Annotated in this window: 28 protein-coding genes and 1 pseudogene; 14 read left to right on the top strand and 15 right to left on the bottom strand. The window is 71.9% G+C overall.

The genetic code is table 11. The features are described 5' to 3' along the window. Positions 1-14 precede the first annotated feature (14 nt). Entirely contained in the window at positions 15-1,412 is a 1,398-nt protein-coding gene (locus HS048_RS20535; protein ID WP_196468292.1) for a PepSY domain-containing protein, read from the top strand. Positions 1,413-1,468: 56 nt separating this feature from the next. Here HS048_RS20535 and HS048_RS20530 read toward each other — a convergent pair whose 3' ends face one another. Beyond that, a complete protein-coding gene (locus HS048_RS20530) occupies positions 1,469-1,936 on the bottom strand; it encodes an RICIN domain-containing protein (RefSeq protein ID WP_068900948.1) in 468 nt (155 codons plus the stop codon). 384 nt (positions 1,937-2,320) lie between these two features. Between HS048_RS20530 and HS048_RS20525 the strand changes: the two genes are divergently transcribed. Both HS048_RS20525 and HS048_RS20520 read left to right on the top strand, forming a co-directional pair. Next, a complete protein-coding gene (locus HS048_RS20525; protein WP_196468291.1) occupies positions 2,321-2,482 on the top strand; it encodes a hypothetical protein in 162 nt (53 codons plus the stop codon). 424 nt (positions 2,483-2,906) lie between these two features. Continuing rightward, positions 2,907-4,718: an ATP-binding protein gene (locus tag HS048_RS20520; RefSeq protein WP_196468290.1), complete on the top strand. Its 1,812-nt coding sequence runs from the start codon at positions 2,907-2,909 to the stop codon at positions 4,716-4,718. Positions 4,719-4,974: 256 nt separating this feature from the next. On the opposite strand, the gene HS048_RS20515 is transcribed toward HS048_RS20520, so the two are convergent. Further along, positions 4,975-5,865, bottom strand: coding sequence for a glycoside hydrolase family 19 protein (locus HS048_RS20515; protein ID WP_196468289.1), 891 nt, complete (start codon positions 5,863-5,865; stop codon positions 4,975-4,977). Between HS048_RS20515 and HS048_RS39140 the strand changes: the two are divergent. After that, positions 5,828-6,166 (top strand): annotated as a pseudogene (locus HS048_RS39140) (DUF6245 family protein); the annotation flags it as partial. The gene HS048_RS20515 and the pseudogene HS048_RS39140 overlap by 38 nt on opposite strands. 20 nt (positions 6,167-6,186) lie before the next feature. Here HS048_RS39140 and HS048_RS20510 read toward each other — a convergent pair. The 5 genes from HS048_RS20510 to HS048_RS20490 all read right to left on the bottom strand — a co-directional run bounded on the left by HS048_RS20510 (position 6,187) and on the right by HS048_RS20490 (position 10,123). Then, positions 6,187-7,146, bottom strand: a complete 960-nt coding sequence (locus HS048_RS20510) for an aminoglycoside phosphotransferase family protein (protein WP_196468288.1) — start codon at positions 7,144-7,146, stop codon at positions 6,187-6,189. 311 nt (positions 7,147-7,457) lie between these two features. Further along, positions 7,458-8,423 (bottom strand): pirin family protein, encoded by a 966-nt coding sequence (locus HS048_RS20505; RefSeq protein ID WP_196468287.1) that lies wholly within the window; start codon positions 8,421-8,423, stop codon positions 7,458-7,460. Continuing rightward, a complete protein-coding gene (locus HS048_RS38915; RefSeq protein ID WP_269435893.1) occupies positions 8,416-8,586 on the bottom strand; it encodes a GNAT family N-acetyltransferase in 171 nt (56 codons plus the stop codon). Before HS048_RS38915 ends, HS048_RS20505 begins: the two co-directional genes overlap by 8 nt. Before the next feature lie 127 nt (positions 8,587-8,713). Next, on the bottom strand, positions 8,714-9,481 hold the full coding sequence (locus HS048_RS20495) for a pirin-like bicupin family protein (protein WP_196468285.1): 768 nt from the start codon (positions 9,479-9,481) through the stop codon (positions 8,714-8,716). Between the two features lie 84 nt (positions 9,482-9,565). Next, positions 9,566-10,123, bottom strand: a complete 558-nt coding sequence (locus tag HS048_RS20490) for a YceI family protein (RefSeq protein WP_068900935.1) — start codon at positions 10,121-10,123, stop codon at positions 9,566-9,568. Between the two features lie 142 nt (positions 10,124-10,265). Between HS048_RS20490 and HS048_RS20485 the strand changes: the two genes are divergently transcribed. Continuing rightward, the gene (locus HS048_RS20485; protein WP_068900934.1) at positions 10,266-10,715 is read left to right on the top strand and encodes a MarR family winged helix-turn-helix transcriptional regulator; all 450 of its coding nucleotides are present in this window, start codon (positions 10,266-10,268) and stop codon (positions 10,713-10,715) included. Positions 10,716-10,741: 26 nt separating this feature from the next. On the opposite strand, the gene HS048_RS20480 is transcribed toward HS048_RS20485, so the two are convergent. Further along, positions 10,742-10,942, bottom strand: coding sequence for a hypothetical protein (locus tag HS048_RS20480; protein ID WP_068900932.1), 201 nt, complete (start codon positions 10,940-10,942; stop codon positions 10,742-10,744). Between the two features lie 57 nt (positions 10,943-10,999). Continuing rightward, positions 11,000-11,176 (bottom strand): hypothetical protein, encoded by a 177-nt coding sequence (locus HS048_RS20475; protein ID WP_196468284.1) that lies wholly within the window; start codon positions 11,174-11,176, stop codon positions 11,000-11,002. Between the two features lie 31 nt (positions 11,177-11,207). Between HS048_RS20475 and HS048_RS20470 the strand changes: the two genes are divergently transcribed. From HS048_RS20470 to HS048_RS20455, 4 genes are all read left to right on the top strand, one after another. Continuing rightward, positions 11,208-11,759, top strand: coding sequence for a hypothetical protein (locus HS048_RS20470; protein WP_196468283.1), 552 nt, complete (start codon positions 11,208-11,210; stop codon positions 11,757-11,759). Between the two features lie 282 nt (positions 11,760-12,041). After that, the gene (locus HS048_RS20465; protein WP_196468282.1) at positions 12,042-12,566 is read left to right on the top strand and encodes a signal peptidase II; all 525 of its coding nucleotides are present in this window, start codon (positions 12,042-12,044) and stop codon (positions 12,564-12,566) included. Positions 12,567-12,616: 50 nt separating this feature from the next. Then, on the top strand, positions 12,617-12,964 hold the full coding sequence (locus HS048_RS20460; RefSeq protein ID WP_196468281.1) for a hypothetical protein: 348 nt from the start codon (positions 12,617-12,619) through the stop codon (positions 12,962-12,964). Then, positions 12,949-13,230, top strand: a complete 282-nt coding sequence (locus tag HS048_RS20455; RefSeq protein WP_196468280.1) for a hypothetical protein — start codon at positions 12,949-12,951, stop codon at positions 13,228-13,230. The genes HS048_RS20460 and HS048_RS20455 overlap by 16 nt, the downstream gene beginning before the upstream one ends. 168 nt (positions 13,231-13,398) lie before the next feature. On the opposite strand, the gene HS048_RS20450 is transcribed toward HS048_RS20455, so the two are convergent. Continuing rightward, a complete protein-coding gene (locus HS048_RS20450; RefSeq protein WP_068900924.1) occupies positions 13,399-14,085 on the bottom strand; it encodes a response regulator transcription factor in 687 nt (228 codons plus the stop codon). After that, positions 14,055-15,386 (bottom strand): sensor domain-containing protein, encoded by a 1,332-nt coding sequence (locus HS048_RS20445; RefSeq protein WP_307832568.1) that lies wholly within the window; start codon positions 15,384-15,386, stop codon positions 14,055-14,057. The genes HS048_RS20450 and HS048_RS20445 overlap by 31 nt, the downstream gene beginning before the upstream one ends. A 261-nt stretch (positions 15,387-15,647) precedes the next feature. Between HS048_RS20445 and HS048_RS20440 the strand changes: the two genes are divergently transcribed. Both HS048_RS20440 and HS048_RS20435 read left to right on the top strand, forming a co-directional pair. Next, the gene (locus tag HS048_RS20440) at positions 15,648-16,412 is read left to right on the top strand and encodes an ABC transporter ATP-binding protein (RefSeq protein WP_196468279.1); all 765 of its coding nucleotides are present in this window, start codon (positions 15,648-15,650) and stop codon (positions 16,410-16,412) included. 3 nt (positions 16,413-16,415) lie between these two features. Next, entirely contained in the window at positions 16,416-18,347 is a 1,932-nt protein-coding gene (locus HS048_RS20435; protein ID WP_196468278.1) for an FtsX-like permease family protein, read from the top strand. Between the two features lie 300 nt (positions 18,348-18,647). Here HS048_RS20435 and HS048_RS20430 read toward each other — a convergent pair whose 3' ends face one another. Continuing rightward, positions 18,648-19,403 (bottom strand): class I SAM-dependent methyltransferase, encoded by a 756-nt coding sequence (locus tag HS048_RS20430; RefSeq protein WP_196468277.1) that lies wholly within the window; start codon positions 19,401-19,403, stop codon positions 18,648-18,650. A 579-nt stretch (positions 19,404-19,982) separates the two neighbouring features. Continuing rightward, positions 19,983-20,201, bottom strand: coding sequence for a hypothetical protein (locus HS048_RS20425; RefSeq protein WP_196468276.1), 219 nt, complete (start codon positions 20,199-20,201; stop codon positions 19,983-19,985). Between the two features lie 144 nt (positions 20,202-20,345). Here HS048_RS20425 and HS048_RS20420 point away from each other — a divergent pair, with 144 nt between their 5' ends. Continuing rightward, the gene (locus tag HS048_RS20420; protein WP_196468275.1) at positions 20,346-21,032 is read left to right on the top strand and encodes a response regulator transcription factor; all 687 of its coding nucleotides are present in this window, start codon (positions 20,346-20,348) and stop codon (positions 21,030-21,032) included. Between the two features lie 136 nt (positions 21,033-21,168). On the opposite strand, the gene HS048_RS20415 is transcribed toward HS048_RS20420, so the two are convergent. Beyond that, on the bottom strand, positions 21,169-21,375 hold the full coding sequence (locus HS048_RS20415; RefSeq protein WP_068900911.1) for a 4-oxalocrotonate tautomerase family protein: 207 nt from the start codon (positions 21,373-21,375) through the stop codon (positions 21,169-21,171). A 165-nt stretch (positions 21,376-21,540) separates the two neighbouring features. Beyond that, positions 21,541-22,275: an SDR family oxidoreductase gene (locus tag HS048_RS20410; RefSeq protein ID WP_196468274.1), complete on the bottom strand. Its 735-nt coding sequence runs from the start codon at positions 22,273-22,275 to the stop codon at positions 21,541-21,543. Positions 22,276-22,385: 110 nt separating this feature from the next. On the opposite strand from HS048_RS20410, the gene HS048_RS20405 reads away from it, so the two are divergent. Both HS048_RS20405 and HS048_RS20400 read left to right on the top strand, forming a co-directional pair. Further along, on the top strand, positions 22,386-23,081 hold the full coding sequence (locus HS048_RS20405) for a TetR/AcrR family transcriptional regulator (protein WP_068900908.1): 696 nt from the start codon (positions 22,386-22,388) through the stop codon (positions 23,079-23,081). 464 nt (positions 23,082-23,545) lie between these two features. Continuing rightward, complete coding sequence (locus tag HS048_RS20400) at positions 23,546-24,433, top strand: phosphotransferase enzyme family protein (protein WP_196468273.1); 888 nt, start codon at positions 23,546-23,548, stop codon at positions 24,431-24,433. The last annotated feature ends 21 nt before the right edge of the window (positions 24,434-24,454 follow it).

Genomic DNA, 24,454 nt, shown 5'->3' with positions numbered 1-24,454 from the left:
TGGAGAAACACCCGATGACCTCTACCGCCGACCGCAGCAGCGCTGCCGGGCAAGCCCCCGGGACGCCCCCCGGACGCCCGGCGGTCTGGGCCGCGTTGCGCCCCCTGGTGCTGCGGCTGCACTTCTACGCGGGCATCCTCGTCGCCCCCTTCCTGCTCGTCGCCGCCGGCACCGGCCTGCTGTACGCCGCTTCCTTCCAGATCGAGCAGGTCGTCTACCGGCACGAGCTCACCGCGCCCGCCGGCCCGGCCACCCTCCCCCTAAGCCGGCAGATCGAGGCCGCCCGGGCGGCGCAGCCCCAGGGCACGATCACGGCGGTACGCCCCGCCGCCGAGCCCGGCCACACCACTCGGGTCCTGATGGACCGGCCCGGGCTGCCCGAGAGCACGCGACTGGCCGTCTTCGTCGATCCCCACACCGGCCGGGTACGCGGCCAGCTGGAGAGCTACGGCGACGTGGGAGCGCTGCCCGTACGGGCCTGGATCTCCAACCTCCACCGCGACCTGCACCTCGGCGAGCCCGGAGGGATCTACAGCGAGCTGGCCGCCGGGTGGCTGTGGGTGGTCGCGCTCGGCGGTCTGGCGCTGTGGGTCACCCGGCGCCGCCGTGAGAAGCGTCGGCTCCTGCTCCCCGGCCGTGCCGTCCGCGGAGGGCGCCGCACGCTGTCCTGGCACGGCTCGGTCGGCCTGTGGGCGGTGCCGGGCCTGCTGTTCCTGTCCGTCACCGGCCTGAGTGTGACGCTCGGCTGGACGGCCGCTCCGTCGATCAGCCCTCAGGGCGGCGGCCACGCCGCGCACACGGGCGCGGGAGGGCACCGTGCCGCCACGGCCGACGTCGGCGTGGACCGCATCGCCCGGGCCGCTGCGGACAAGGGCCTGTCCGGTCCGCTGGAGATCGTCTGGCCCGGCGACCCAGGCGCCCCCTACCTCGTCAGGGAGATCGACAAGACCGCGCCCACCCGGCTGGACCAGGTCGCCGTCGACGCCGCCACCGGCCAGGTGACCGGCGAGCTGCGCTTCGCCGACTACCCTCTCGCCGCGAAACTCCTCCGGTGGGGCGTCGACGGGCACATGGGGCTGCTGTTCGGCCCGGCCAACCAGATCCTGCTGGCCGCGCTGGCCATCGCTCTGATCATCCTCATCGTGCTCGGCTACCGCATGTGGTGGCTACGGCGGCCCACCCGCGGCTTCGGCGAGCCGTACCCTCGGGGCGGCTGGCGGCAGGTGCACTGGACCGTGCTGACGCCGCTGGGCCTGCTCACCGCCGCCGCCGGGATCTTCGTGCCACTGATGGGAGTCTCGCTGGTGCTCTTCCTGGTGATCGACGCCCTGCTCGGACTCCGTTCCCGAAGGGCGGCCCGGCGCCAGGACCGGGCTCTGCAGCCCGATGCACAGGCAGGGAGGACGTGGTGACGCCCTGCCGCAGGCTCGCGGCCGGGCAGGGCGCCGGGGTGAGTCGGGGTGAGAGGTCAGGCGCCGTGGGGGAAGACCTTCCACACCTGGGCGAGGTTCGCGCCGCCCCACATGCGGGTCAGGCCGAGGAGCTGGTCGTTGGCCTGCAGATGGGAGGCGATGGACAGGGCGTAGGAGGGGTGGACGACCGAGGCGATGACGTAGCCGTCGGTGCTGACGTCGACGGGCTCGAAGCGCCAGTTCTGGTGCAGGCTGTCGTTGCCCTCCTTCAGGGTCACCACGTCGGCGGGGTTGGCGCCGGCGGACAGGGCCCGGCCGTGGGCCGCGGAGCGAATGACGACGGTGCCGTCGGAGTTGCGGGCGAGGGTCCAGCGGTGGCTGGTGGCGTCGGCGAAGGGGTCCTGGGCCCAGGTCTGGACGTGGTTGCCGACGTTGTCGTGGAAGTCGTTGCACATGAAGTAGGTGCCGGTGACGTGGTGGACCATCATCACCGATCCGGTGGGCGGGGCGCCGGCGAGCGGCATGGCGCGGCTCCTTTCGCGGGGAAGGGGGAAGGGATGTCGCGGGCGGCGTCCGTGCCTGCCCGGGAGGGCCGAGGACGGTGAACGGAAAGCCGGGCCCGTGTCGTTCACGGCCGGGGAAGATGTCCGCCTTCCGCCTCTGTCACTAAAAGTAAATACTCAAACACTTCTAGTCAACAGTTGGTCAAGGCAATGGTCGACCTCCCTCTCGGGCGTTGTGGCCGCCCTGCGCCCGCAGGTACGGGACGGCGGTGAGCATGCGCAAGCAGACATCACCTTGGGTGACACATTCACTGAATGTTGTTACTTAGAGTGGTCGATTCGGGTAGTCGTAGGTCATGGCTCTTCACCGCGGGCGTCTCGCCCTCTGCCGCCGAAAGGTACGAGGTGACCGGCAGCCCGCTGCCGGCTCCCGCCGGCCCCGGCCGCCCGGGATCGGACGACCTGCACGAGCACCTGCACCAGGCGGTCGCGGCCGCCGCGGCCGCAGGTCTGCCGGCCGGGCGCGGCCCCGGCCTCGCGGCCGCCGTCTCACGTGAAGACCCGTGAATGCCTGTGCCTTTCCGGTCCTGGCGGCGGCCGGTGGCCTGCCGTGATGCGGTGTCGGCGCCCCGTATCCGCGACCCGCGACCCGGCGCAGCGCCGTCCCGATGCCGGGTAGCGGCATGACGCCGCGCCGCACGGCGGCGTTCGCCGTGCTGTACGCCGCCGCGGTGTTCATCGGCCGGATGGACCTGATCGGCGGGACGGAGCTGGGGCTGATATGGCCGGCCGCCGGGGTGGGGACGGTGTGGCTGCTGGCCCAGCGGCACGTACGGTCCCGGTGGCTGGACGTATCGGTGCTGGCGGCGATCACGCTCACAGGCAACCTGGTGACCGGGGCGGACCTGCCGCTGAGCGCCGCCCTCACGGCGGCCAATGTCGCGCAGCTGCTGGTCTTCTTGGCCGTGTTCACCCGTTCCTGCCCGCAGGTATGGAACGCCCCGGGCTGGGGGCTTTCGAGCGGGTCCAGCACCTGTGGGGGCTGCTGGCGGCCGCGCTCGCCGGTGCCGGGGTCGGCGCGCTCATCGGCCCGGCCGCGCTGGAGGCCTCCGACGGCCCGGTCTCGGTGGTGTCGGCCGCGGTGTGGCTGACCCGCAACCTCGTCAGCATCCTGGTGATCACAGCGCTCGGCCTGCGCCTGGGGCGCTTGTCCGAGCGCCGGCCCGGTGTCCTGACCCGTCCGGCCGTGGCCCGGCAGGCGGTCCGCGAGAGGCTGGCCCGCACTCCCGACCGGCGCATCGCGGAGTTCTGCGCCCTGGTGACGGCCTCGGCCGCGGCCTACATCGCGACGTTCTGGATCCTGCGCGACCTGCCGCTGACGTTCCTGCTGATGAGCATGACGGTGTGGACCGCCGTACGGTTCGGCGCCACCTTCACGGCCCTGCACGCCCTGATCACCGGCACCGCCGCCGTCGCCTTCACCGCCTACGGCGGCGGCCCGTTCGCCGCGATCGGCTCCCCCACCACCCGGGTGCTGATGGCGCAGGTCTTCGTCGGCATGGTCGCCGTGATCGGCCTGGCCCTGGCGCTCGGCCGCGACGAACGCGAGACGCTCTTCAGGCAGCGGGCCGCCGCCGAACAGGAGCTCGGCGCGCAAGCCGGGATGCTGGCGGCCATCGTCGAGGCGATGCACGACGGGCTGGTGGTCGTCGACGCCGACGGGCGCGTCGTGATGAGCAACCCGGCCGCCCGGCGCCTGCTGGGAGCCGGGGCCACCCCCTTGACCTCCGTGCCGGTCTCCTTCGAGGCGTACCGGCTGCTGCATCCCGACGGCACGCCCCTCAGCGAGCGGCGGCAGCCGCACATGCTGGCCCTGTCCGGCCACGAGGTCCGCGACATGGACGTCCTGGCCTGCCCGCTGGACGGACGCCAGGAGCACCTGCTCAGCGTCAGCGCCACCCGGCTGCCCGCCCACGACCGGGCGGTGGTCGTGGTCTTCCACGACGTCACCGCCGAGCGGCGCCAGCGCGACGAGCTGACGGCCTTCGCCGGCATCGTCGCCCACGACCTGCGCAACCCCCTGTCCACCGTCAGTGCCTGGGCGCAGCTGCTGACCGATGCCCTCGACGCCGGACCCGCCGGTGAGGCGACCGGTGAGCTGGCCGACGGCATCGCCCGCATCCGGCGCGCCGCCGCCCAGATGCAGGAACTGATCGACGACCTGCTGGCGCACGCCACCGCGCGGGACGCCCCCCTGGCCCTCGAGCCGGTCGCGCTCGAATCCGCCGTGCGGCAGGTCGCCGCAGCCCGCGGCGACCTGCCGCACGGGCCGGGCCCGGTCTTCGACATCGGCCCGCTGGATGCGGTCCGGGCCGATGCGGCGCTGCTGCGCCAGCTGCTGGACAACCTGATCGGCAACGCGATCAAATACACCGCCCCGGATCAGCGGCCGCGCATCACCGTCACCTCCGCGCTCGAGCGGCCCGGCTGGGTCCGCGTCGAGATCGCCGACCGCGGCATCGGCATTCCCCCGGGCCGGCACCAGATGATCTTCGAGAACTTCCGCCGCGCCCACACGGGCGGTCCGTACACCGGCAGCGGGCTCGGCCTGGCCATCTGCAAGCGCATCGTCGAACGGCACGGCGGCACGATCCGGGCCGAGGACAACCCCGGCGGGGGCTCCCGGTTCATCTTCACGCTGCCCGCCACCGGCGCCCCGGCTCCCGGCCGGACCGGTGAGAGCGCCCGGGCCACCACGCAGGACAGCAGACCCCGCACTTCCCGCCGCTCCGGCGATACGTGACGAAGCGACGGCGGCACCCCGCGGGACCGTAGCCGTGGTACACGAGGACTTCGGCATCCGCATCGGGGCAATTGCCGAATTCTGCAGACCATGGGTGGTTCACAAGGCTGGAAATTCCGGGAATCAATCGTACGAAGGCATGCGAAAGCGATTCACCGAGACGAGGAAACGAAAACCGGGAAAGGGCGCGGAAACGGTCCGCACCCTTCCCCTCACACCGTTTCGCCGCCAGACGGAACGGTGTGCCGCCGCACGGTCAGCACCGCAGGCCGGAACCCGGGTCGACGCCCAGGATCCCGGTGAACTCCAGGTAGAGCCTCACCCGGTTCTCCACCTGCCGGGAGTTGGCGCCGTCGCACTCCAGCCGGCCGTTGATGCTGCGGATCGTCTCGCCGAAACCGTGCCCGCCGACCATCGCCGCGTGCGGCGTCATCGTGCCGGGACCGTTCTGGGTCATCCAGTACCAGATGGCGGTCATCCACGCCACCGAGGCCTCCTTCTGCACCAGATCCGGGTTGTTGAGCAGGTCGATCTCCAGCGCGTCGCCGGCCGCCTTGTAGTTGAAGTTCCAGCTCAGCTGGATCGGCCCGCGGCCGTAGTAGGACGACAGGCCCGCAGGGCAGCCGTACGGCTTGGCGGGTTCGCAGTAGTGGGAGTAGTTCGCGGTGTTGACCTCCACGATGTGGCGCAGGCCGCCGGTCTCGTGGCTGATGTTGGCCAGGAAGGCCGCGGCCTCCTGCTTCTTGACGGTGTCGGAGCCCGTGGCCGCGAACTCCGGGTAGGCGCTCAGGGCCGTGACCAGGCCGCTGTAGGTGTAGAAGGGATTGCGCTCCTTGAACATCTCCTCGAACTGGGCCTCGGTGACGACGAAGTTCCCCTCGTTCGCCTCGCAGGCCCCCTTGTCCGTCCAGTTGCCGGACGACCCGCCCGGGACGTTGTTCTGGTTCCACCACTTCGCCCGCCAGTTGCGGCCGCCGTAGGAGGCGACCAGCCCGCCGGCGTACGCCTTGGCGGGGTTCCACTCGCTGGCGCAGATCGGGGTGACGGCCGGGGAGGCCGCCACGGCGGCGGACGCCGGCAGGCCCGCCACCAGCCCGCCCGCCACCGCCATGGCGGACAGGGACACCACAATGCGATTTCTTGCCATCTGCTCACTCCTTCGCGCGGTGGAAACCGCACGTGAAAACGGAAAAGGGACCGATCCTGGACGGACAGCGGCGTCGCGACAGGGAAAACCCACTGCAGGCCGCTGCAGGACCGATGCCAATCAACAGGAAACGATTTATAACGTCAACGGGAAAGCCGGAATGTTCCGCATAGTGCACACCACGGCGGGCGTCGACGGCGACCCGGAGAAGCCGACCGCCTTCCTGGGCCGGCAGGCCTTGCGGGCGGCCGGCCCCTTGCGGCTGGCCGCCCAGGACCCGTCGACGGGCCCGATCCCGCTCACGGCCGCTTCACCGCCTGATCACCCGGTGAACTGCAGGAGCCGCCCTCCCCTCCATTCCCGCCGGCGCAGCAGCGTCAGGGCGATGGTGACCTGGGCGGGGTCGAGTGCGGTCTTGCCGTCTTCGATGTCCCACAGGGCGTTCTGCAGCACGCGGCCGAGGGTCCATCCGGCCGCTCGCCCCCGGTCGAGGCCGAGGACCTCGGTCAGCAGGTCGAAGCGGCGCAGCACCGCGCGCGCCACGTCACCGGTGGCCTCCATCTCCTCCCACCGGTTGTCCAGTGCCGGCAGCAGCTCGAATCCCGGGTCCCCCGCCAGCGGTTCGGGGTCGATGGCCAGCCAGGGTTCCCGCTCCCCCGCCAGGACGTTGTCGTAGTGCAGGTCCCAGTGCAACAGGCGATCGCCGGCCTCGCCGACGAGTTCGGCCACCGCGGACGCGCAGGTGCGCACCAGCCGCTGCTCACCAGGATCAAGCAGCGCGGGCACGGCCCGCGGGACCTGGTCGAGCATGGCCGCGGCGACGTCGGACAGCCGCCGCAACCCCTCCGGGGCGGGTAGCGACGTCAGGCGGGCCATCAGTTCGGCCAGGATCTGCACGGCCGCACCGTCGTCGGCCACCGCCGACAGGGGCCGGGTCGCATCCAGGCGCTCCAGCAGCCGCGTGCCGCTTTTCTCGTCGTAGTCGAGCAGGCGGACGATGCCGTCGCCTTTCCACGCCCGCAGCCCGGTGGCGGTGCCGGCGGTCTCCTCCCGGAGCTGTTGGAGCTTGAGGACCGCAGGTGCCCCGTCGCTCCGAAGCACGGGCAGGACCAGCGAGGCCATGCCGTACGCGACCGGGCCGTCGAGCAGCAGTCCCCAATGGTCCAGGAACTCGCCGCCGAGGCGGGGCAGATCATTGATCCACGCGCGCGCCTCGGCGCCGTTCGCGCCGTAAGACGCGGCGAACAGGTCAGGAACGTCGATGCGGGTCGACATGCTCATGGAAGACGTCTCCTTCGTGGGTCCAGGGTGAAGCCGCGACGAACGAAGGAGAGCGCGGAGGTGCCCGATCACCGGGCAGGCGTCAAAGCATGCCCTCACCCTACCCGGAGGCGATCACATGCGGGAGGCCGATCACTCCGCAGTTCGAGCCGGACATGCGCGGTGAGGTTCCGGGGCGTGGTGCAGACCAGGCTGCCGGTACCGGCGCGTGCCGCAGCCTCTCGCGCTGCCGGAAGTCGGCGCCTCTGCCGGGTTGTGCCTGTCTCCGGCCGCCTACCGCTCCTGACCCGCCGGATGCCGCCCGCGCCGCGCTAGAGGACGCGGCCGTGCCGGTCGCGGGCCTTGAGCCGGACGCTCGGCAGCTCGGGCGCGGGCAGCGGATCGGCCGCGCAGCCGCCCACCGCGCCGAACCGGAGGCCGGCGGCCCAGTCCTCGCGGGCGGTCACGATCTCCTCGTGGGAGCGGCCGACGAAGTTCCACCACATCACCAGCGGCTCGTCGAACGGCTCACCGCCCAGCAGGAACAGCCGCGCCGGGCCGTCGGCGTCGACGACCGCCTCACCGCGGCCCTGCCCGAGGTACAGCAGCGCCCCCGGTTCCAGGTCCACCCCGGCCACCCGGGCGGTGCCGGACATGACCAGGACCGCGTGCTCGAAGCCGGGATCCAGCGGCAGCCTCCGGTGCCCGCCGGAGGCCAGCAGCACCTCCGCGCCGAGCAGCGGGCTGTGCACACGCGCCGGGGAGCGCTCGGCGCCGAGTTCGCCGACCACGACGGTGACGGTCCCGTCCCCGCCGCCCTCCAGCACCGGCAGGACGGGGTGGTGCTCGAAGCGCGGCTCGCCGTGCCGGGCGTGCTCGGGCAGTGCCACCCACAGCTGCAGCCCGTGCATGCCCGGCGGGTGGTCGGGCGGCGACTGCTCGGAGTGCGCGATGCCGTGTCCGGAGGTCATCAGGTTCAGCTGTCCCGGGGTGATGGCCTGGTCGCTGCCCAGGCTGTCGCGGTGCACGATCTCGCCCTCGACCAGCCAGGTGACGGTCTGCAGGCCGGTGTGCGGGTGCGGCGGCACCTGCATGCCGGGCCGGCCGGTGACGTCCTCGGGGCCGAAGTGGTCGGCGAAGCACCAGGCGCCGACCATCCGGCGCGGCCGCTGCGGCAGCAGGCGGCGCACCGTGGTGTAGCGGCCCAGCGGCACGTCGTGGCCGGGCAGCAGGACGCTTTCGGGCTCGGCCACCTCCGCGACGGCGCAGCCGTACACGGTTCGGTCGGGTTCACTCATGGGGGTGACTGTACGCCGCCACCCGGCGGGCACCGGGGAGTGCCAGGGCCGCGCCCAGGCCGCGGCCTTCGAAACGGGGGTCGATCTCGGTGTGCAGCAGCGACAGCCCTGCCCTGGCGCGCGTGTAGGTCACGAACCCGGCCGGCTCCTCATCCAGGAGGATCTCGAACCGGTCGGCCCGGGGGTCGTCGACGATGCGGGGTGCTTCTGCTGCTCCATGGTGTGCTCCCTGTGGTCGGGGATGGTGCGCGGCCGCCTTCAGGCGGCCCGTCCCTCCGGGGCGGTGAGGGTCAGGCGGCGAGGGTGGCGTGCATCTCCCACACCAGGATCTCGGCCGGCTCGGCGGCGGTGATCTTCTGGCCGCCGGTGGCGGTGAAGCGCACCGCGTCGCCGGTGCCCAGCTCGCCCGCCCCCTCCAGCGTGACGGAGCCGCGCGGCACGAACAGGTGCAGGAACGGCGCCTCGGGCAGCTCGACGTGCTGTCCGGGCTGCAGCCGGGCGGCGTACAGCGCGGCGTAGCGGTTGTTGATCCGGATGGCCGCGGCGCCGTCGTGCTTGGCCATGCCGGAGGCGACCGGGACCAGGCCGCCGCCGAGCAGCTCGGCGTCGATCTCCAGCTGCTCGTAGCCGGGGGCGAGGCCGGCCTCGTCGGGCGCCACCCACATCTGCACGAAGTGCACCGGCTCGTCGTGCACGTCACCGGCCAGGCGCCAGGAGTCGTTCTTCTCCGAGTGCAGGATGCCGGTGCCGGCGCTCATCCGCTGGGCCAGGCCCGGGTAGATGACGCCGTTGTGGCCCTCGGAGTCCTGGTGGACCAGGGAGCCCTGCAGCACCCAGGTGACGATCTCCATGTCCCGGTGCGGGTGGGTGTCGAAGCCGGTGCCCGCATGAACGACGTCGTCGTTGTTGACCAGCAGCAGCCCGTGGTGGGTGTTGGCCGCATCGTGGTGGTGGCCGAAGGAGAACGAGTGCTTGGAGTCCAGCCAGCCGATCTCGGTGGCGAAGCGCTCGCCGGCGCGGCGGACGTCGATGCGGGGCGCGAGGGACAGGGTGGTCATGTCGGGTTCCTTTCGAAATGGTGTTCCGAGACGGTGACGGGACGGCGGCCGGGTACCGGCGGCGCCGGCGAAGGCCGGGTCTCGTCAGGCGTTCTTGATGGCGGAGACCTCGAACTCCAGCACGATCTTGTCGCTGACCAGGAAACCGCCGGTCTCCAGTGCGGCGTTCCAGGTCACGCCGTAGTCCTTGCGGTTGATCGCCACCGAGCCCTCGAAGCCGAGCCGGGTGTTGCCGAACGGGTCGGCGGAGGCGCCCTCGAAGGTGAACGGGATGGTGATCGTGTTGGTGACGCCCTTGATGGTCAGGTCGCCGGTGAGGTCGAAGCTCGCCTCGCCGGTCATCCGGAAGGCGGTGGAGGCGAACGTGATCTGCGGGTGGGCCTCCACGGCCAGGAAGTCGTCGCTGCGCAGGTGCTCGTCGCGCTGGTCGTTGCGGGTGTTGATGCCGGCGGCCCGGATGGTCACGGTCACGGCGGTGGCGGCCGGGTCGGCGGCGTCGAAGACGACGGTGCCGTCGAAGTCGTCGAAGGCGCCGCGGACCTTGGTGACCATGGCGTGGCGGGCCGTGAAGCCGATCTGGGTGTGGACCGGGTCGATGGTGTAGGTGCCGGTCAGGTTGGTGTGGCCGGTGGTGATGGTCATGTCGGTTCTCCCCTGTGAGCGCGACACCATTGAGTGCGACGCCATACTTAATGACGTGTCATCTACAACCTTCAACCTACATGATGCGTCATCCATTCCACAAACTGCATGACACATCATTCATCCGGGGTAGGATGAACTCATGGACACCCCTTCCTGGCTCGATGACGACCAGCAGCGCGCCTGGCGGGCCTACCTGCGCATGCAGGCGCGGTTGAGCGCCGAGCTGAACCGGCGGCTGCAGGCGGCCTCCGGCCTGTCCCTGGCCGACTACGACGTGCTGGTCCACCTCACCGACGCCCTCGATGGGCGGTTGCGCCCGTATGAACTGCAGCGCGCCCTCGAATGGGAGCAGAGCCGCCTGTCGCACCACCTGAGCCGGATGCAGCGCCGCGGCCTGGTCGAACGCCAGGAATGCGCCGACGACGGCCGGGGAGCCTTCGTCGTGCTCACCGCAACCGGACGCCAGGCGATCACCGACGCCGCCCCCGGCCACGTCCAGGCCGTCCGGGACCTGTTCTTCGACGCCCTCGGCCCCGACCAGGTCGACGTCCTGCGCCACCTGGCCGACCGGGTCCTGGCCCGGCTGTGAGCGTTCGTCCGTTCCCGCCTGAGCGCCTACGGCACCTGTACCTTCGCCCCGGCCGAGGACCGTCGCCACGACATCATCCGCAAGCCCGGGAACGGCCTGGAAGCAGCCCGCGCCCGGCCCGCCTGCGGGGTCGGGACCTTGGCCGGCACCGCCAGGGCGTCGCGCGCGGTCAGGTCGTCGAAGGCCTGCAGCGCGGCCGGGCAGAACTCCCGCGGGTGGCTGCGCAAGACGTTGACCTGGCGCCGGCGGGCCCAGATCGACTGCTGGTGCGCTCGCGCCAGGGCTCAGATCGCTTCGGCGTGGTCGGAGTCGACGGCGAGGGCGGTTCCGGTGGCGTGGTCGTGCCGAATCACGGCGGGCGGGACCGCACGGGATGGAAGATCCGTCAGGGGAACCGGCGTGGGGGCGAACGCGTTGGGCGGGCAGGAGGTGATCATCGTGCTCGTCGCTCGATCAGTCACCGGGGGGACCGGAAGATTCAGCGGGCTCTCCGTGATCGCTCTGTTCGCCGGTGGGTTCGCTCTCGTCCTCTTCCTGTCCGAAGGGCTCTGGCAATGGATCGTCTCCCGCGTCCTGTCCCGGCTCCTGTCCCGGCTCCTGTCCCCGATCCTGCCCTGGATCCGGCGTGGGATGCGGTGGCTGGCCGAGACCTGTTTCGGGCCGCCGATCCGGCGGTCGGACGGATCGGTGATGGCCGAGGGATGGTTCGAGCAGCTTCCGTCCGTCTCCGTCTCCGCCCTCTCCGACGTCGGAGTGTCGCGTCGGGGATTCCTGACCGTGTCGGAGGAGCAGGTCGTGTTCTCGATCGACAGGGAGGGCGGGATGAACCGCCATACGGTGCCGCTGAGAGGAGCGGAGGTCACGCTCCCCGGACGCGGGAACGAGGATTCACCGGTGGACGTCCTGGTGGTCACCCGCGATGACAGACGCTACCGGTTGAGCTTCCACCGCAGGCACCGGGAGGTGGCGGCCCTGGTGAGACCGGCCGGTTCGGCGGACTCCGGCACCCGTGCGAACGGAGGCGGCGGTGGTGCCCCGCCGTAACCGGAGCGCTCGTCGCGGCATCGGCCTGCTGCAGCGCCGCCTCCACCGCGGCCCGCACCTCGGCTGGCGGGATCCGGTTGCGCCCACCTCGCGCCGCCACAGCGCGTGCAGCGCCCGCATCGGCCATGTGGACTCTTCTCCGGTACACGGGAGTAAGGGACGGGTCATCATCGCCGTATCCACCAGCAGGTCGGTATCGCTAGATTTGCTGCGCTCGATCCCACGATCGCAAGGTAGGTAGGCATGTCGGACGAACGAAGTGCGCGCACAGCGCGACGAGGAATGCGGCCGTACGGGTGGATGCTCGTGCTGGCCGTCGTGGTTCTTCTCGTCGACCAGGCCTCCAAGTTCTGGGCGATCTCGGCGCTGGCCGACGGCGAACGCCTCTCGGTGATCCCGGGGGTGATTCAGTTGCGGTTGTTGTTCAACCCGGGTGCCGCCTTCTCGATCGGCGAGGGGGCGACGTGGGTGTTCACCCTGGCCGCGGCCGCGGCCGTGGCCGGCATCGCGCATGTCGGGCGGCGGCTGCGCTCGGCGGCCTGGACCGTGGCGTTGGGTGCGCTGCTGGGCGGTGCCGCCTCTCACCTGCTGGACCGCCTGTTTCGCCCGCCCGGCTTCGCCCGGGGCCATGTCGTCGACTTCATCGACTACGGGGGCCTGTTCGTCGGCAACCTCGCTGACATCGCCCTCACCGGAAGCTGCGCCTTCGTGGTGCTGCTCAGCGCGCGGGGCGTCTCCCTCGACGGCACGCCGGACCAGGGCATGGACGCCCCCACCCCCTCCGGGGGCACTGCGACCAGCGTCTGAGACGCCGGCATGGTCGAGAGCACCGGGATTGAGGAACCCGGGAACAGCGGTTGACGCTGAGAACGATCATGCTGCCGGGGGCTCTGCCGGTGGAGGCGTTCGCGGCGAGCAACACGGTCATTCTGGCGGTGGCCAATGAGCTGACCGCGGGCACGATCGAGACGGTGCTGGCCAAGTCGGACCTGAAGCTGGGCGTGGAGGCCTTGGCGGGAGCGCCGGCCCGGCAGGCGAACCCGTTCGCGGACGCGTCACCGGTGCGGGTCCGCCACCCGCTGGCGGCCGACGACACCGATGAGACGCCGTGGCTGACAGACAGGGGCTGCGCGTCGGCTTCAAGGGTCCCATCCCGACTCGCGCGATCGAGCCGGCCAGGACCCTCCCCATGGAGGTCACCCTGATCGGCGGCAAGGGATTCTCGGCCTCGGAGCTCCGGCGGGCCCAGGACACAGCCGTCTCCCGGCTCCGATCCCGTCCTGAGGTGGCCACGATGATGGCGCACTCAGATGAGGAGACCGGCCAGGTCAAGGTCACGGTTCAGCCGAAGGTGATGCCGGACGATGCCGAGGAGTTCAAGCGCGGGCTTCAGCTCCCTCAGCCGGACAATCCGCACATCACCGTCGAGGTCACGCTCTCCGCCGATTCGGTCGCCGTTCGGCCGCAGTGAGAACCACCGGAGCCCCCGGCGCGCACACGGCCCGAACCCAGGCTTGATCCTTCACTCCGCTACCTGGCGGCTGGGGACATGTTCGGGAGCGGAGGGCCGTCACGGCGCGGCGGCCGGTCGATGTCTTCGGGCCCACTGGGCCATCCGGCAGGATCCATCACAGCGGGATCAACGAGGTTCCGGGTTTGCGGGTCGGCCACGGAGATAGGCCAGGACGGCGAGGACTCTGCGGTGGGTGTCCTCGGTCTGGGGAAGGTCGAGCTTGGCGAGGATACTGCGGACGTGCTTGCCCACGGTCGCGTCCGTGACGACCAGCCGCCGGGCGATGGCGGCGTTGGAGTGGCCTTCGGCGATGAGCGTGAGCACTTCGTGCTCGCGCGGGGAAAGCCCTGCGAGCGGATCTCGTCGCCGGGTGATGAGCTGGCGGATGACCTGCGGGTCCACCACCGTGCCGCCGCCCAGCACCTGGCGCAGCGCGGCGACGAAGTCGGCGACGTCGACCACCCGGTCCTTGAGCAGGTAGCCGACCCGGCGGCCGGCGCCGGAGTCCAGCAGGTCGGCGGCGTAGCTCAGCTCGACGTACTGGCTGAGCGCCACCACCGCCAGGTCCGGATCGGCGTGGCGCAGCTCCACAGCCGCCCGCAGGCCCTCGTCGGAGAAGTCCGGCGGCATCCGGATATCAGTGATCACCAGGTCGGGGCGGTGCTCGGCGACGGCCGCGCGCAGGGCCGCGGCGTCGCCCACGGCGGCCACGACGTCGAAGGCGAACCGGGACAGCAGGCCCGCCAAGCCCTCCCGCAGGAGGACGCCGTCCTCGGCGAGGACTACCCGGACAGCGGTCGGTTCAGATCGCACGGAAGCTCCACACGTACACGGGTCGGGCCACCGGCCGGGCTCGACACCAGTAGTCTGCCGTCGATCACCGCCACCCGGTCGGCCAGCCCGGTCAGTCCGGTGCCGCGGTCGGGATCGGCGCCGCCGGCACCGCCATCGACGATCTCCAGGGTGAGGACGCCGTCGTCCCAGCGCGCAGCCACTCCGGCCCGATCGGCGCCGCTGTGCTTGGCGGCGTTGGTGAGCGCCTCGGCGGCGGCGAAGTAGGCCGTGCTCTCGACGTGGCGGGGCGGCCGTCCGGGCAGGTCGGCCGCGACGGTGACCGCCAGGGGGGATCGGTCGGCCAGTTCGCCCAGCGCCGCCGCCAGTCCCCGATCGGTGAGCACGCGGGGATGGATGCCGTGCACCAGTTCCCGCAGCTCGGTCATGAGCTGCTTGGCCTCATGGTGGGCGTCGGCCACACTGTCGGCGGCCGCAGATCCGGGCGGCAGGTCCACCCGGGCCAGCCCGAGCTTCATGGTGAGCGAGAGCAGCCGTTGCTGGGCGCCGTCGTGCAGGTCGCGTTCGATGCGGCGGCGTTCGGCCTCGAACGCGTCGACCAGCCGCGCCCGCGAACGCGCGACCTCGACGAGTTCGGCTTGGAGCCGTTCGCCGGATCCGCGCTGGAGCAGCGCCCGGGCGAGCGCGGCCTGCGCACCGGCGGTCAGCGCCAGCAGGTACGGAACGGCGGGCAGCAGCACGAGCGCGGCGAGCGCGTACGGCAGCGCGTCCGCCGGGGTGGCGACCTTCATCAGGCCCAGCGCCATCGGGCCGTCGCCGCCCAGCAGGATCAGCGGGGCGGCGATGGCGCAGAGCTGCAAGACCAGCGCAGACGACAGCACCGCGTAAAGGATGGGGGTGGTGGCGGCCAGCAGCAGGAAGTAGCCGAGTTCGCGCCAGGTGACCGATTCGGTATAGCGGGTGCGAAGCCATGGCACGATACCCCGGCCCGGCGGCCGCCGATGGCCCGAACCCGTCGAGCGGAGATCCACCAGGCGCAGCCGGCGCCGCTCCAGCCTGGCCAGCGGGATGGTCGCCATCGGTCCGAGCCCGGCGACCAGCAGGCCACCGAGGACGGCGAGGAACGCCCGCTCGCCGGGGGTGGCGTCCGGGGCGACGGCCCGAAGCAGCGGCAGGCCGAGCAGAACCAGCGGCAGGCCCGCCGTGAGCACGACCGGCACGGTCGACAGCAGGTAGCCGGCGGCGCGCCAAGGCCAGGCGGTCAGCAGGAACCCGCGGCGTCCCATCGCGGCCAGCGGAGTGGGCGGCGGATCGTTCGGCACAGGCGTACGCTAGTCGACCCCGCGGCCCGCTCCGGCACCGAGGTAGTGCTGGGCATACCTCCATGTTGGTGGATCACCGTGATGCGGGCGCCGGTGCCGCGGTGGTGGGATCCCAGACATGAGACGAAGGCTTCCCGTACGCGTCACCGCTCTCCCGGCGGTCCTTGCCGATGCGGCATCGGTCGGCGGCTTGGTGGACGCGGCGTCCGGTCCCCCGCGGACTCCGGCGCGGGCGAGCGGCATCGGCCTGGAGGTCGTGCGATGAGGGCTCCTGCCGCCGCGGGGCCGCACGCCGGCATCCCGGCCGCACCCGTGCAGCTGTACCAGGTGAGCAGGCACTACGGGGCCGGTGAGACGCAGGTGCACGCGCTGGCCGACGTCAGTGTGACCTTCCCGGCCGGTTCCTGGACCGCCGTGATGGGCCCGTCAGGGTCGGGAAAATCCACCCTGCTGCACTGCGCCGCGGGCCTGGATCGGGTGACCGCCGGTCGCGTCCTGCTGGCCGGGCAGGACATCACCCACGCCACCGACGCGGAACTGACCAGGCTGCGGCGCCGCGCCGTGGGGTTCGTCTTCCAGAGCCTCAACCTGATCGGTTCGCTGACCGCCGAGCAGAACGTCGCGCTCCCGTTGCGGCTGACCGGGGCCCGGCCGTCGCGCCGTGATGTGCAGACCGCGTTGGCCGATGTGGGACTGGCCGACCGAGGGCGGCATCGACCGCGGGAGCTGTCGGGCGGGCAGCAGCAGCGGGTGGCGATCGCCCGCGCGATGGTGACGCGGCCCTCGGTGCTGTTCGCCGACGAACCCACCGGAGCCCTGGACACCGGGTCGGCCCGCACGGTCCTGCGGCTGCTGCGCCGCATGGTCGACGCCGCCGGGCAGACCGTCGTCATGGTCACCCACGACCCGGTCGCGGCGGCGAGCGCCGACGCGGTGGTGTTCCTGTCCGACGGCCGGATCGCCGACCGTCTGCTGCGTCCCTCCGCCGCCCAGGTGGCCGAACGGCTCACCCGGCTGGAGGGCTGACCCATGCTGCGCATCTCCGCCAGCACCGTTCGCGACCGCTGGCCGCTGTTCACCGGAGCACTGCTGACGGTCGCACTCGGCGTGGCCCTGGTCCAGTCGTCGGTGCTCGTGCTGGTCTCCACGGGCGAGCCCGCGATCCCGCCGGGCACCTCCGGCCGGGTCGCCGAGCAGATCAGGGAGGGGTACGTCGGGGCCGCGACGCTGCTGGGCATGGCCACACCGCTGGCGATGTTCCTGGCGGTGTTCATCGTGGGCTCGACGTTCGCCTTCTCCGTCGAGCAGCGGCGCACGGAGCTGGCCCTGCTGCGGATGCTCGGCGGGAGCCGCCCTCAGCTGATCAGGCTGCTGCTGGGCGAGGCGTTCCTGCTGGGGCTGGCCGGCAGCGCCTTCGGGGTCCTGCTGGGCGTGCCGGCCACCTGGGTCCAGGCCAGGCTGCTGATCGGGATCGGGCTGCTTCCCGGCGACTTCTCCGCCCGCTGGTCCAGCGGGATGCTGCTGCTGTCGCCGGCCGTGGGAATCGGCGTCGCGGTCTTCGGGGTGCTGTCGGCCTCCTATCGGGCGGCGCGGGTGCGCCCGTTGGACGCCCTGCGCAACGCCCCCCGTGCCACCCGCGTGATGACCCTCGGCCGCTGGCTGTGGGGAGTGTCCTCACTCGCGCTGACCGTCATGCTCGTTGTGGCAGGGCATGGCGCGGATCTGCTGGGTGCCCTGCTGGTCGCGATGGCGATCCCGGTCTTCGGATCGATCGCCCTGAGCGCGTTGAGCCCACTGGCCGTCCCACTGGTCGGCCGGCTGCTGGGGACGGTGCTGCGGACCAGCGCGCTCGGCGAACTGGCGCAGGCCAACCTGCGTGACGCGGTACGGCGCAGCGCCTCGACGGCCGCACCCGTCATCGTGCTGGTCGGCCTGCTGGTCGGCCTGACCGGTGCGCTGAACTCGCTGGCCCGCGCCACCGGCGCCGACCTCGAACACAACACCGTCGCCGACCTGGTGGTCGCGTCGACCGGAGCAGCCGCAGCCCGCATCCCCCGGATCCCCGGCGTCGCCCTGGCCTCCCCGCAAAGCCAGGTGGAGATGTCGGTGACGGCCCGGCACCGCGTGGAGCACCGCTCCTACCGGCGGACCCACCATTCGGGGATCATCGCGGTCGACGGCGCCGCCTACCGGCGCACCCACCGCCTCGCCCTGCGCTCGGGCTCCCTGGACGCCCTGCGCGGCCGCACCGTCGCCATCGGCCCCGGGCTGGTCGGCGAAGGCGTCCGCGACGGCACGGTCACGGCACGGATCGGCCCCCACGGGTTCACCCTGCGCACCGTCGCGCGCCTGCCGGAAGTCCTGGAGAACGGCAGCGACAACTTCCTGGTCCCGCGCGACCTCATCCCCACCGCGATGCTCGCCGACGCGCCGACCGAGACCCTGGTCCAGGTCGCCCCCGGCACATCACCGCACGCGGTCGCCGACCGGATCCGCGCCGCCGGAATCGGCGAGGTGCGCACCCTCCGCCAATGGGCCGACGCCCGGGTGCAGACCCAGCAGCGCGGCACCACGGGGATCATGGCCGTCCTGATGGGCATGTCCGGCCTGTACGCCGCGATCGCGGTGATCAACGCCGTCGTGATCGCCGCCGCAGAACGCCGCACCGAGTTCGCCGTCGCCCGCGCCACCGGGTTGAGCCGCAGCCAGGTCGTCCGAATGGCCGTCATCGAGTCCGCCGCGGTCACCCTGATCGGCCTGCTGCTGGGAACCCTGGTCGCCGCAGCTGCGCTGGCGGGCTTCTACGCGGGTCCCGCAGGCGTGCACGTCCTCTCCGTACCCTGGACCCTCCTCGGCCTGCTGATCATGGCCTCACTGGCCGTCACCGCCGCCACCAGCGCCCTGACCGCTCTGACAGCGACCAGACCGTCTCCCACAGCCCTGGTCGCCGCCCGCGAGTGACCATCCGGTGGAGACCCGGCAAAGAACCCGACCGCGATCTGACACAGAAGGGGCCCCGTCCGTCGACTCACCGAGCCGGCCGCGCGTTTCCCGCACACCGACCTCTGCGCCTGCAGGGGTCTGTTCGGTGAGCGTGGACGACAGGGTGGACGCAGTGGGCCTTGTTCCCGGGAAGGCGGTCCACCGACCGCTCAGCCGCTGCGCGGGGGTCAGCATCGCACCGGGCGACGGCGGGAACGCATTCGGATCCGCAGCGGGAAACAACGCCACCGGGTTCGTCCTCGGACCTGAGCCGCGTGATCAGGCGACCACCAGGCGGTAGCCGAGGTCGAACTCGTCGCGGGCGAGCAGGCCGACGTGACGATCGTGCCAGCGGCCCTCAGCGAGGTCGGCGCCGAGCCGCCCCAGGCCGCGCTCGACGTCCGGCGGGTCGAGCAGTGCCAGCGGGGACATCGCCGCCCGGACCTCCGTATCGAGGTACGCCTCCGGCCGCCGCCAGTAGGCGCCCGTGAAGCCGTCGGTGCAGTCCGCCGGGACGGGAACCGGGATCACCTCCACCCGCGCGCCCACCCGCTCCAACTCGTCCCGGACCGCATCCAGGGTCACCAGATCGCGCTCGCGCTCGGCGATCTGCGGGAAGTACTCCTCGACCAGCCAGAACCGCGAACTCACCGCCGGGTCCCAGGTGAGCACGGCCTGCCGCCGGGAGACCCGGCGCAGCTCCGAGAGCCCGGCCCGCAGGACGGTCCAGTGGTGCACGGTCAGGATCGCCGTGGCCGCGTCGAACGCCCCGTCCCCCACGGGCAGGGCCTCGGCGATACCCTGCACGACCGGAGCCGACCCCGGCGGACGCTGCGCGATCATCGTGGCCGACGGTTCCACCGCGACCACCCGCCGCCCGGAGGGCTCGTAGGAGCCGGCGCCCGCACCCACGTTGAGTACCGAGCGAGCCGGGCCGAGAGCCGATTCGATCATCGCCGCGATGCGCGGGTCGGGACGCCGCCGGCGCGCGTACCCGTTGCCGAGAACCGCATACGGATCGTCCGACGCCGTCACAGGCGTCCTCCTCTGCGCTGGCCGTGGAGCTCCTCGTGATCGACATCCTAAACGATCATCATCCGGTTCCGGGAGGAAGCGGCCGCCGAGGGGCGGTTCAGCGGCAGCGGTCGAGGACCTGCTCCCGCGCGAGGAGACATGTGAGCCCGCTGGTGATCACTCGGCCAGCACGTGCGGCCGCCCCAGCACCTCCTCCGACCGGGGGCGGACCGAGCAGGCCGGAAAGGGGACCAACCGCAGGCCAGGCGCTGGAGGCGGAAGCCGAGGTTTCGGCCGACGCCGCGGCCAAGGCCGCCCACGATGCCTACGGTCTGGTCGACCTGGTGATCAACAACGCCGGTGCGATGCTGCCCAACCCCCTCACCGAGGGCCGGCTCGACGAGTGGACCCGCATGATCGACACCAAACCCAGGGGTTCACGCCAGCTCTGTGAGACACACGCCAGGTCTCCTGAGACAGAACAGCGAGCGCGGTCGGCGACGTTCATGCGGTGGGATCCGTCTGGCGGCCAGGCGCCGGGAAAGTGTTGACGGCCGGTCGCGGATCGATGCTCCGTTCAAATGATCATAGCTAGCGGCTTTACGCTGTAGATTCATTGGGTGGCCGGTGCCACGGGATCCACCAGGCCACCGGCGCCAGCACGGCCCCGGCCAGGAGGGCCGCGGCGATGTACGGCTGGCGCTGCGGCGGTGCCCGGCGCAGCGCCACCGCGCTCAACAGCGCCAGGAAGGCGAAGAACAGCGCCAGCCGGCGGGCGGCGCGTCGCGCGCCGTCACCGAGTACGGACCGCCGCCCCATGGTCTCCTCCTTCACCCCGAAACCGGCCAAAGAGTCATAACGGGATGAATGCCCTCCCTGGTGGGCTTAACGCCGCAGCCCGGCCCGGCGATGCTCATCGGGGGCCCGCCGGGGAAGGATCCCTCCCGGAACCGGGGAAGAAGCATGCCGGGCGCGCTGGTCGTCGAAGACGGCCCCGATCACCAGAACCTGCCGGCCCTGCTGCTGGAGCAGGCCGGGTGGCGGGTGCGCGCCGTGGCGGACGGCGCCCAGGCCCTGCCGACGGCCCGGGAGGCGCGCCCGGACCTGGTGGTGGTGGACCGGCGGCTGCCCAGCCTGCCGGGCCTGCCGGGCACGGGGGTCTGCCGGCGGCTGCGCGCCGCGCCCGAGACGGCGGTGCTGCCGCTGACCTCCCGGGTGAGCGACAGCGTCAAGGACGCCCAGCAGGAGGCCTGCCGGGCGGGAGCCGACGACTTCATCCTCAAGCCGATCAACCACCGGGAGTTCCACGCGCGGGTCCTGACCCTGCTGAAGCGGCCCCGCCCCCGAATGATCCCAGGCCCGCTCCCGCACCGGAAGCGCCAGCTTGTGGGCTGGCCCGCGCGCACCGGGCTTGTGGGTTGGCGCCGCCGCTGGTGCGCCGACCTTGTGGGACGGCGCACCAGCGGCGGCTTACGACGCGCCCGGAGCCGTCCAGCCCATACGCTCGCGCAGCTCGGCGAGGCTCCGGTCGACGGGGACGACGTCGCCGGACGGCTCGCTGTGCGGCTGGGCGGCCAGCACGACGCAGCGGCGGCGGGATCGGCGTGGGGGCCGAGCGGGCCTGCCGGCTGGCGAAGTGCTCGGGGGTGAAGGAGCGCAGGTAGCGGGGCCAGTTCGCGACGGCCTTGTCGGCGTCGATCAGGCGCACCATCGCCTCGGCGTCGGCCTCGGAGCAGGGGTAGAGCTCCCGCAGGACCGTCACCGGCCGCAGCCGGGTCGAGCCGGGTCAGCTGCGGCCGAGCATCTCAGCGGTGAGGACGTTGCCGCCGAGACCCCAGCCGCCGTCGGCGACCTCCTCGAGCAGGACCAGAGTGGTCGCCCTGGCGCGCTCGCCGTACACGTCGGCGTAGGCGTCGGTGACGGCGTCGATGAGCTTCTTCTTGGACTCGGGGGTCAGGGTGTCGGCGGGGACCTTGAGGTTGGCGAACGGCATGACGATTACCTTTCTTATGGTGGTTATCCACAGTGGGGCGGCCGAGGACACCGGGTCCTCGGTGCCTGCGCACCGGTGCAGATCCGGTGCGGATCCACACCGGCGACGACGGGGGCCGGAGCGGCGGACCGGACGGGATTGGCGGCGCGACCTCCCGCGAGGCCGTCAGATGATCCCGCCGTTGGCGCGCACGACCTGACCGTTGATCCAGTGCCCGGCCGGGCTCGCCAGGAAGGAGACGACTTCGGCGATGTCCTCGGGGGTGCCGAGCCGCTCCAGCGGCGGCTGGGCGGCGAGCCGCTGGATCGTCGCCTCGTCCTTGCCGTCCAGGAACAGATCGGTGGCGGTCGGGCCGGGCGCGACGGCGTTGACCGTGATGTCCCGTCCGCGCAGTTCGCGGGCGAGCACCAGCGTCATCGCCTCGACGGCTCCCTTGCTCGCGGCGTACGCCCCGTAGCCGGGGAACTGCAGACCGACCACGGAGGTGGACAGGTTGACGAGCGCGCCTCCGGCGCGCAGGCGGCGTGCGGCCTCCCGGGCCATCACGAACGCGCCGCGGATGTTGGTGCGGTGCAGGGCGTCCAGCTCGTCCAGGTCGAGGTCGGCGATCGGGGACAGCGACAGCCGCCCTGCGGAGTTGACGACCACGTCGACCCCGCCGAAGGACCTCTCGGCCGCGTCGAACATCTCGGCGACGGCGCCCTCGTCGGCCACGTCGGCCCGGACGGGGATCGCCCGGCCGCCGGACGCCGTGATCTCCTCGGCCACCCGCGCCGCGGCGGAGGCCGACCCCTGGAAGCCCACGACGACCGCACAGCCGCGTGCCGCCAGCGCCAGCGCGATCGCCTTGCCTATCCCGCGGGAGCCGCCGCTGACGACGGCCACGCGCTGATCGCTCATGGGAAAACCCTCTCGTCATATCATCGGTACGGATGATCCGTACCGGTGTTACGTAATGACGATAGCACGGTTTCTTATCGCCGCTAGCGCCCGGCTGTATCATTGATCGCATGACAGAGGCGGAGCCGCTCCGTGCGGCGATGATCGAGGCCGCAGAGCGGCAGCTGGCGTCGTCCTCGGACCACGAGATCGCCACCCGCGCGGTCTGCGAGGCGGTCGGTGTGAGCCAGCCCGTGCTCTACCGGTTGTTCGGTGACAAGCGCGGGCTGCTCGACGCCGTGGCCGACCACGGCTACGAGCGGTACGCCGCGCTCAAGGCCGCCCAGGAGCGGACCGGCGACCCGGTCGCCGACCTGCACGCCGGCTGGGACGGCCACATGGCGTTCGCACAGGCCAACCCGGCCCTCTACCAGCTGATGTTCACTCCGCGGCCGTGGTCGCACTCCACGGCGCGAGACCGTGTGACGGACCTGCTGGAGGCGGCGCTCACCCGGTGCGCGGCGGCGGGCGCGCTCAAGCTCGAGCCACGAACCGCCGCCCGGCTGATCCTGGCGGCCAACATCGGGACCGCTCTGGACCACATCGCCAGACCGGCCCTGTTCGCCGACCCCGCCCTGTCCCACCGCATGCGCGACGCCGTGTTCTCGCACGTGCTCACCGAGCCCCCCGCCCGGCAGGACGCCGATCCCCTGCGGGCCGCCGCGCTGCGCCTGCGCGCGCAACTGCAGCTCGGCGGCGCCGAGGCCCTCGAACCGGTCGAAACCGCTCTCCTGCAGCGATGGCTCGAGCGCATCGCACGGCCTTGACCGGCCGGGCGACGCGGACCCGGCACAGCAGGCGGCAGCCCCCAGGGACGTCGGTCACCTCGGGACTGAACCGATCCGGGTTCATAGCGCCACTCCCCTGCCCGGAGCGGTGAGTCACCCCGGCTGATGGACGCGGCGGCAGCAGGTTCAGGCATCCGGGGCGGGGAGAGTGACAGCTCCCCGCCCGGAGGCCTGGCGCGTCGATTGGACTCTCGGGCTGATGCGTGTACAACGGCGGCATTCCGGCCGACGGAAGACCCCCGTCGTTCTCACGTCTGCGCACCGATCACGCCAGATCATCGGTCCGGGCGAAGCCACCGCTTGGAGTGCTGATCGTGCTGGGTGACCCCAGGTCTCCCCTCTCTCGTGGGGCAAGTGTTCGCGGCCACGCACTTGGCTCTTGACAGTAAGTTGTCTCAACCGTGGCACATCTGCCGCCGAACGGAAGCACGTAGGCTGGCGGGATGATCTATGTCAAGACGCCCCTTACCCGTGAGATCCGCGAAGCCGTGGCTCTGACCTGGGGTGTCACGGGAGAGAGTGAGCGGTTGCATGGAGGAGAGGAATCCGCCGCCTACCGCTTCGACGGGCACGTCATCCGCGTCGGCCCGGCGTGGCGCGCCGCCGCTGAATCGGAGTGGTGCCACGCGATTGCCCGGCACTCCGCCGCCGGCCTGCCCGAGGCTGTCGCCCCGCTGCCGACCGCCGAAGGGACGACGGTCATCGTCGTGGACGGCCGCCCGATCTCCTGCTGGCCGTATGTCGAGGGCTCCTGGCCGGACTCCGACATCCCGGCCCAGCGCGAAGCCGGTGCCCGTCTGCTTGCCAGGCTTCACAGGTCTCTGGCCGACTGCTGCCCCGGCCCGCGCCCGGTGCCCGCCTTTCAGGAGTCCGGCCTGTACGGCGATCCGCCTCAGGACGCCGCCGAGCTGGACGACCCCGACCTGGACCGCTGGCTGGCCGCCTTCCACGCCGCGTACCCCGTGCGTCACCCCCTGCACGGCGACTACTACACCGGCAACACACTGGCCAGGGACGACGGCCGGATAGTGGCGGTTCTCGATTGGGACGAGACCTTTGTCGGCGCCCCTGAGCTGGAGCTGGCCGCCGCCGCCCTGGAATGGGGCGACGACCTGGCCGGGCCGAGCGCGGAGTTCGTGGCCGCTTACCATGAGGAGGGCGGCACGGCAGCCCGCCTGGACGAGGAGTCGCTCGCTCAGCTCGTCAGGCACAAGCTCCGCAGGGAGCATGCCTACTTCCGCAAGGCCGTCCACTCAGGGGTGACACACGACGAGGCGGACGTCGAATACCACCGCGCCCGGGTGGAGCTGTTCCACCGGCTGCGCCCCTGACAGCGGCCGACGAGGGCCCGT

Source organism: Planomonospora sp. ID91781, from assembly GCF_015711595.1.
GTDB classification, from domain to species: Bacteria; Actinomycetota; Actinomycetes; order Streptosporangiales; family Streptosporangiaceae; genus Planomonospora; species Planomonospora parontospora.
Note: the sequence above shows the minus strand (reverse complement) of the source record. Positions and strands in the feature narration are given on the sequence as shown.

Bases quoted from the DNA above. Each gene is read 5' to 3' on its own strand.
- HS048_RS20535 (WP_196468292.1), top strand. From the start codon at position 15: ATGACCTCTACCGCCGACCGCAGCAGCGCTGCCGGGCAAGCCCCCGGG.
- HS048_RS20530 (WP_068900948.1), bottom strand. From the start codon at position 1,936: ATGCCGCTCGCCGGCGCCCCGCCCACCGGATCGGTGATGATGGTCCAC.
- HS048_RS20520 (WP_196468290.1), top strand. From the start codon at position 2,907: ATGGAACGCCCCGGGCTGGGGGCTTTCGAGCGGGTCCAGCACCTGTGG.
- HS048_RS20515 (WP_196468289.1), bottom strand. From the start codon at position 5,865: ATGGCAAGAAATCGCATTGTGGTGTCCCTGTCCGCCATGGCGGTGGCG.
- HS048_RS20510 (WP_196468288.1), bottom strand. From the start codon at position 7,146: ATGAGCATGTCGACCCGCATCGACGTTCCTGACCTGTTCGCCGCGTCT.
- HS048_RS20505 (WP_196468287.1), bottom strand. From the start codon at position 8,423: ATGAGTGAACCCGACCGAACCGTGTACGGCTGCGCCGTCGCGGAGGTG.
- HS048_RS20495 (WP_196468285.1), bottom strand. From the start codon at position 9,481: ATGACCACCCTGTCCCTCGCGCCCCGCATCGACGTCCGCCGCGCCGGC.
- HS048_RS20490 (WP_068900935.1), bottom strand. From the start codon at position 10,123: ATGACCATCACCACCGGCCACACCAACCTGACCGGCACCTACACCATC.
- HS048_RS20485 (WP_068900934.1), top strand. From the start codon at position 10,266: ATGGACACCCCTTCCTGGCTCGATGACGACCAGCAGCGCGCCTGGCGG.
- HS048_RS20465 (WP_196468282.1), top strand. From the start codon at position 12,042: ATGCGGCCGTACGGGTGGATGCTCGTGCTGGCCGTCGTGGTTCTTCTC.
- HS048_RS20455 (WP_196468280.1), top strand. From the start codon at position 12,949: ATGGAGGTCACCCTGATCGGCGGCAAGGGATTCTCGGCCTCGGAGCTC.
- HS048_RS20440 (WP_196468279.1), top strand. From the start codon at position 15,648: ATGAGGGCTCCTGCCGCCGCGGGGCCGCACGCCGGCATCCCGGCCGCA.
- HS048_RS20435 (WP_196468278.1), top strand. From the start codon at position 16,416: ATGCTGCGCATCTCCGCCAGCACCGTTCGCGACCGCTGGCCGCTGTTC.
- HS048_RS20425 (WP_196468276.1), bottom strand. From the start codon at position 20,201: ATGGGGCGGCGGTCCGTACTCGGTGACGGCGCGCGACGCGCCGCCCGC.
- HS048_RS20420 (WP_196468275.1), top strand. From the start codon at position 20,346: ATGCCGGGCGCGCTGGTCGTCGAAGACGGCCCCGATCACCAGAACCTG.
- HS048_RS20415 (WP_068900911.1), bottom strand. From the start codon at position 21,375: ATGCCGTTCGCCAACCTCAAGGTCCCCGCCGACACCCTGACCCCCGAG.
- HS048_RS20410 (WP_196468274.1), bottom strand. From the start codon at position 22,275: ATGAGCGATCAGCGCGTGGCCGTCGTCAGCGGCGGCTCCCGCGGGATA.
- HS048_RS20405 (WP_068900908.1), top strand. From the start codon at position 22,386: ATGACAGAGGCGGAGCCGCTCCGTGCGGCGATGATCGAGGCCGCAGAG.
- HS048_RS20400 (WP_196468273.1), top strand. From the start codon at position 23,546: ATGATCTATGTCAAGACGCCCCTTACCCGTGAGATCCGCGAAGCCGTG.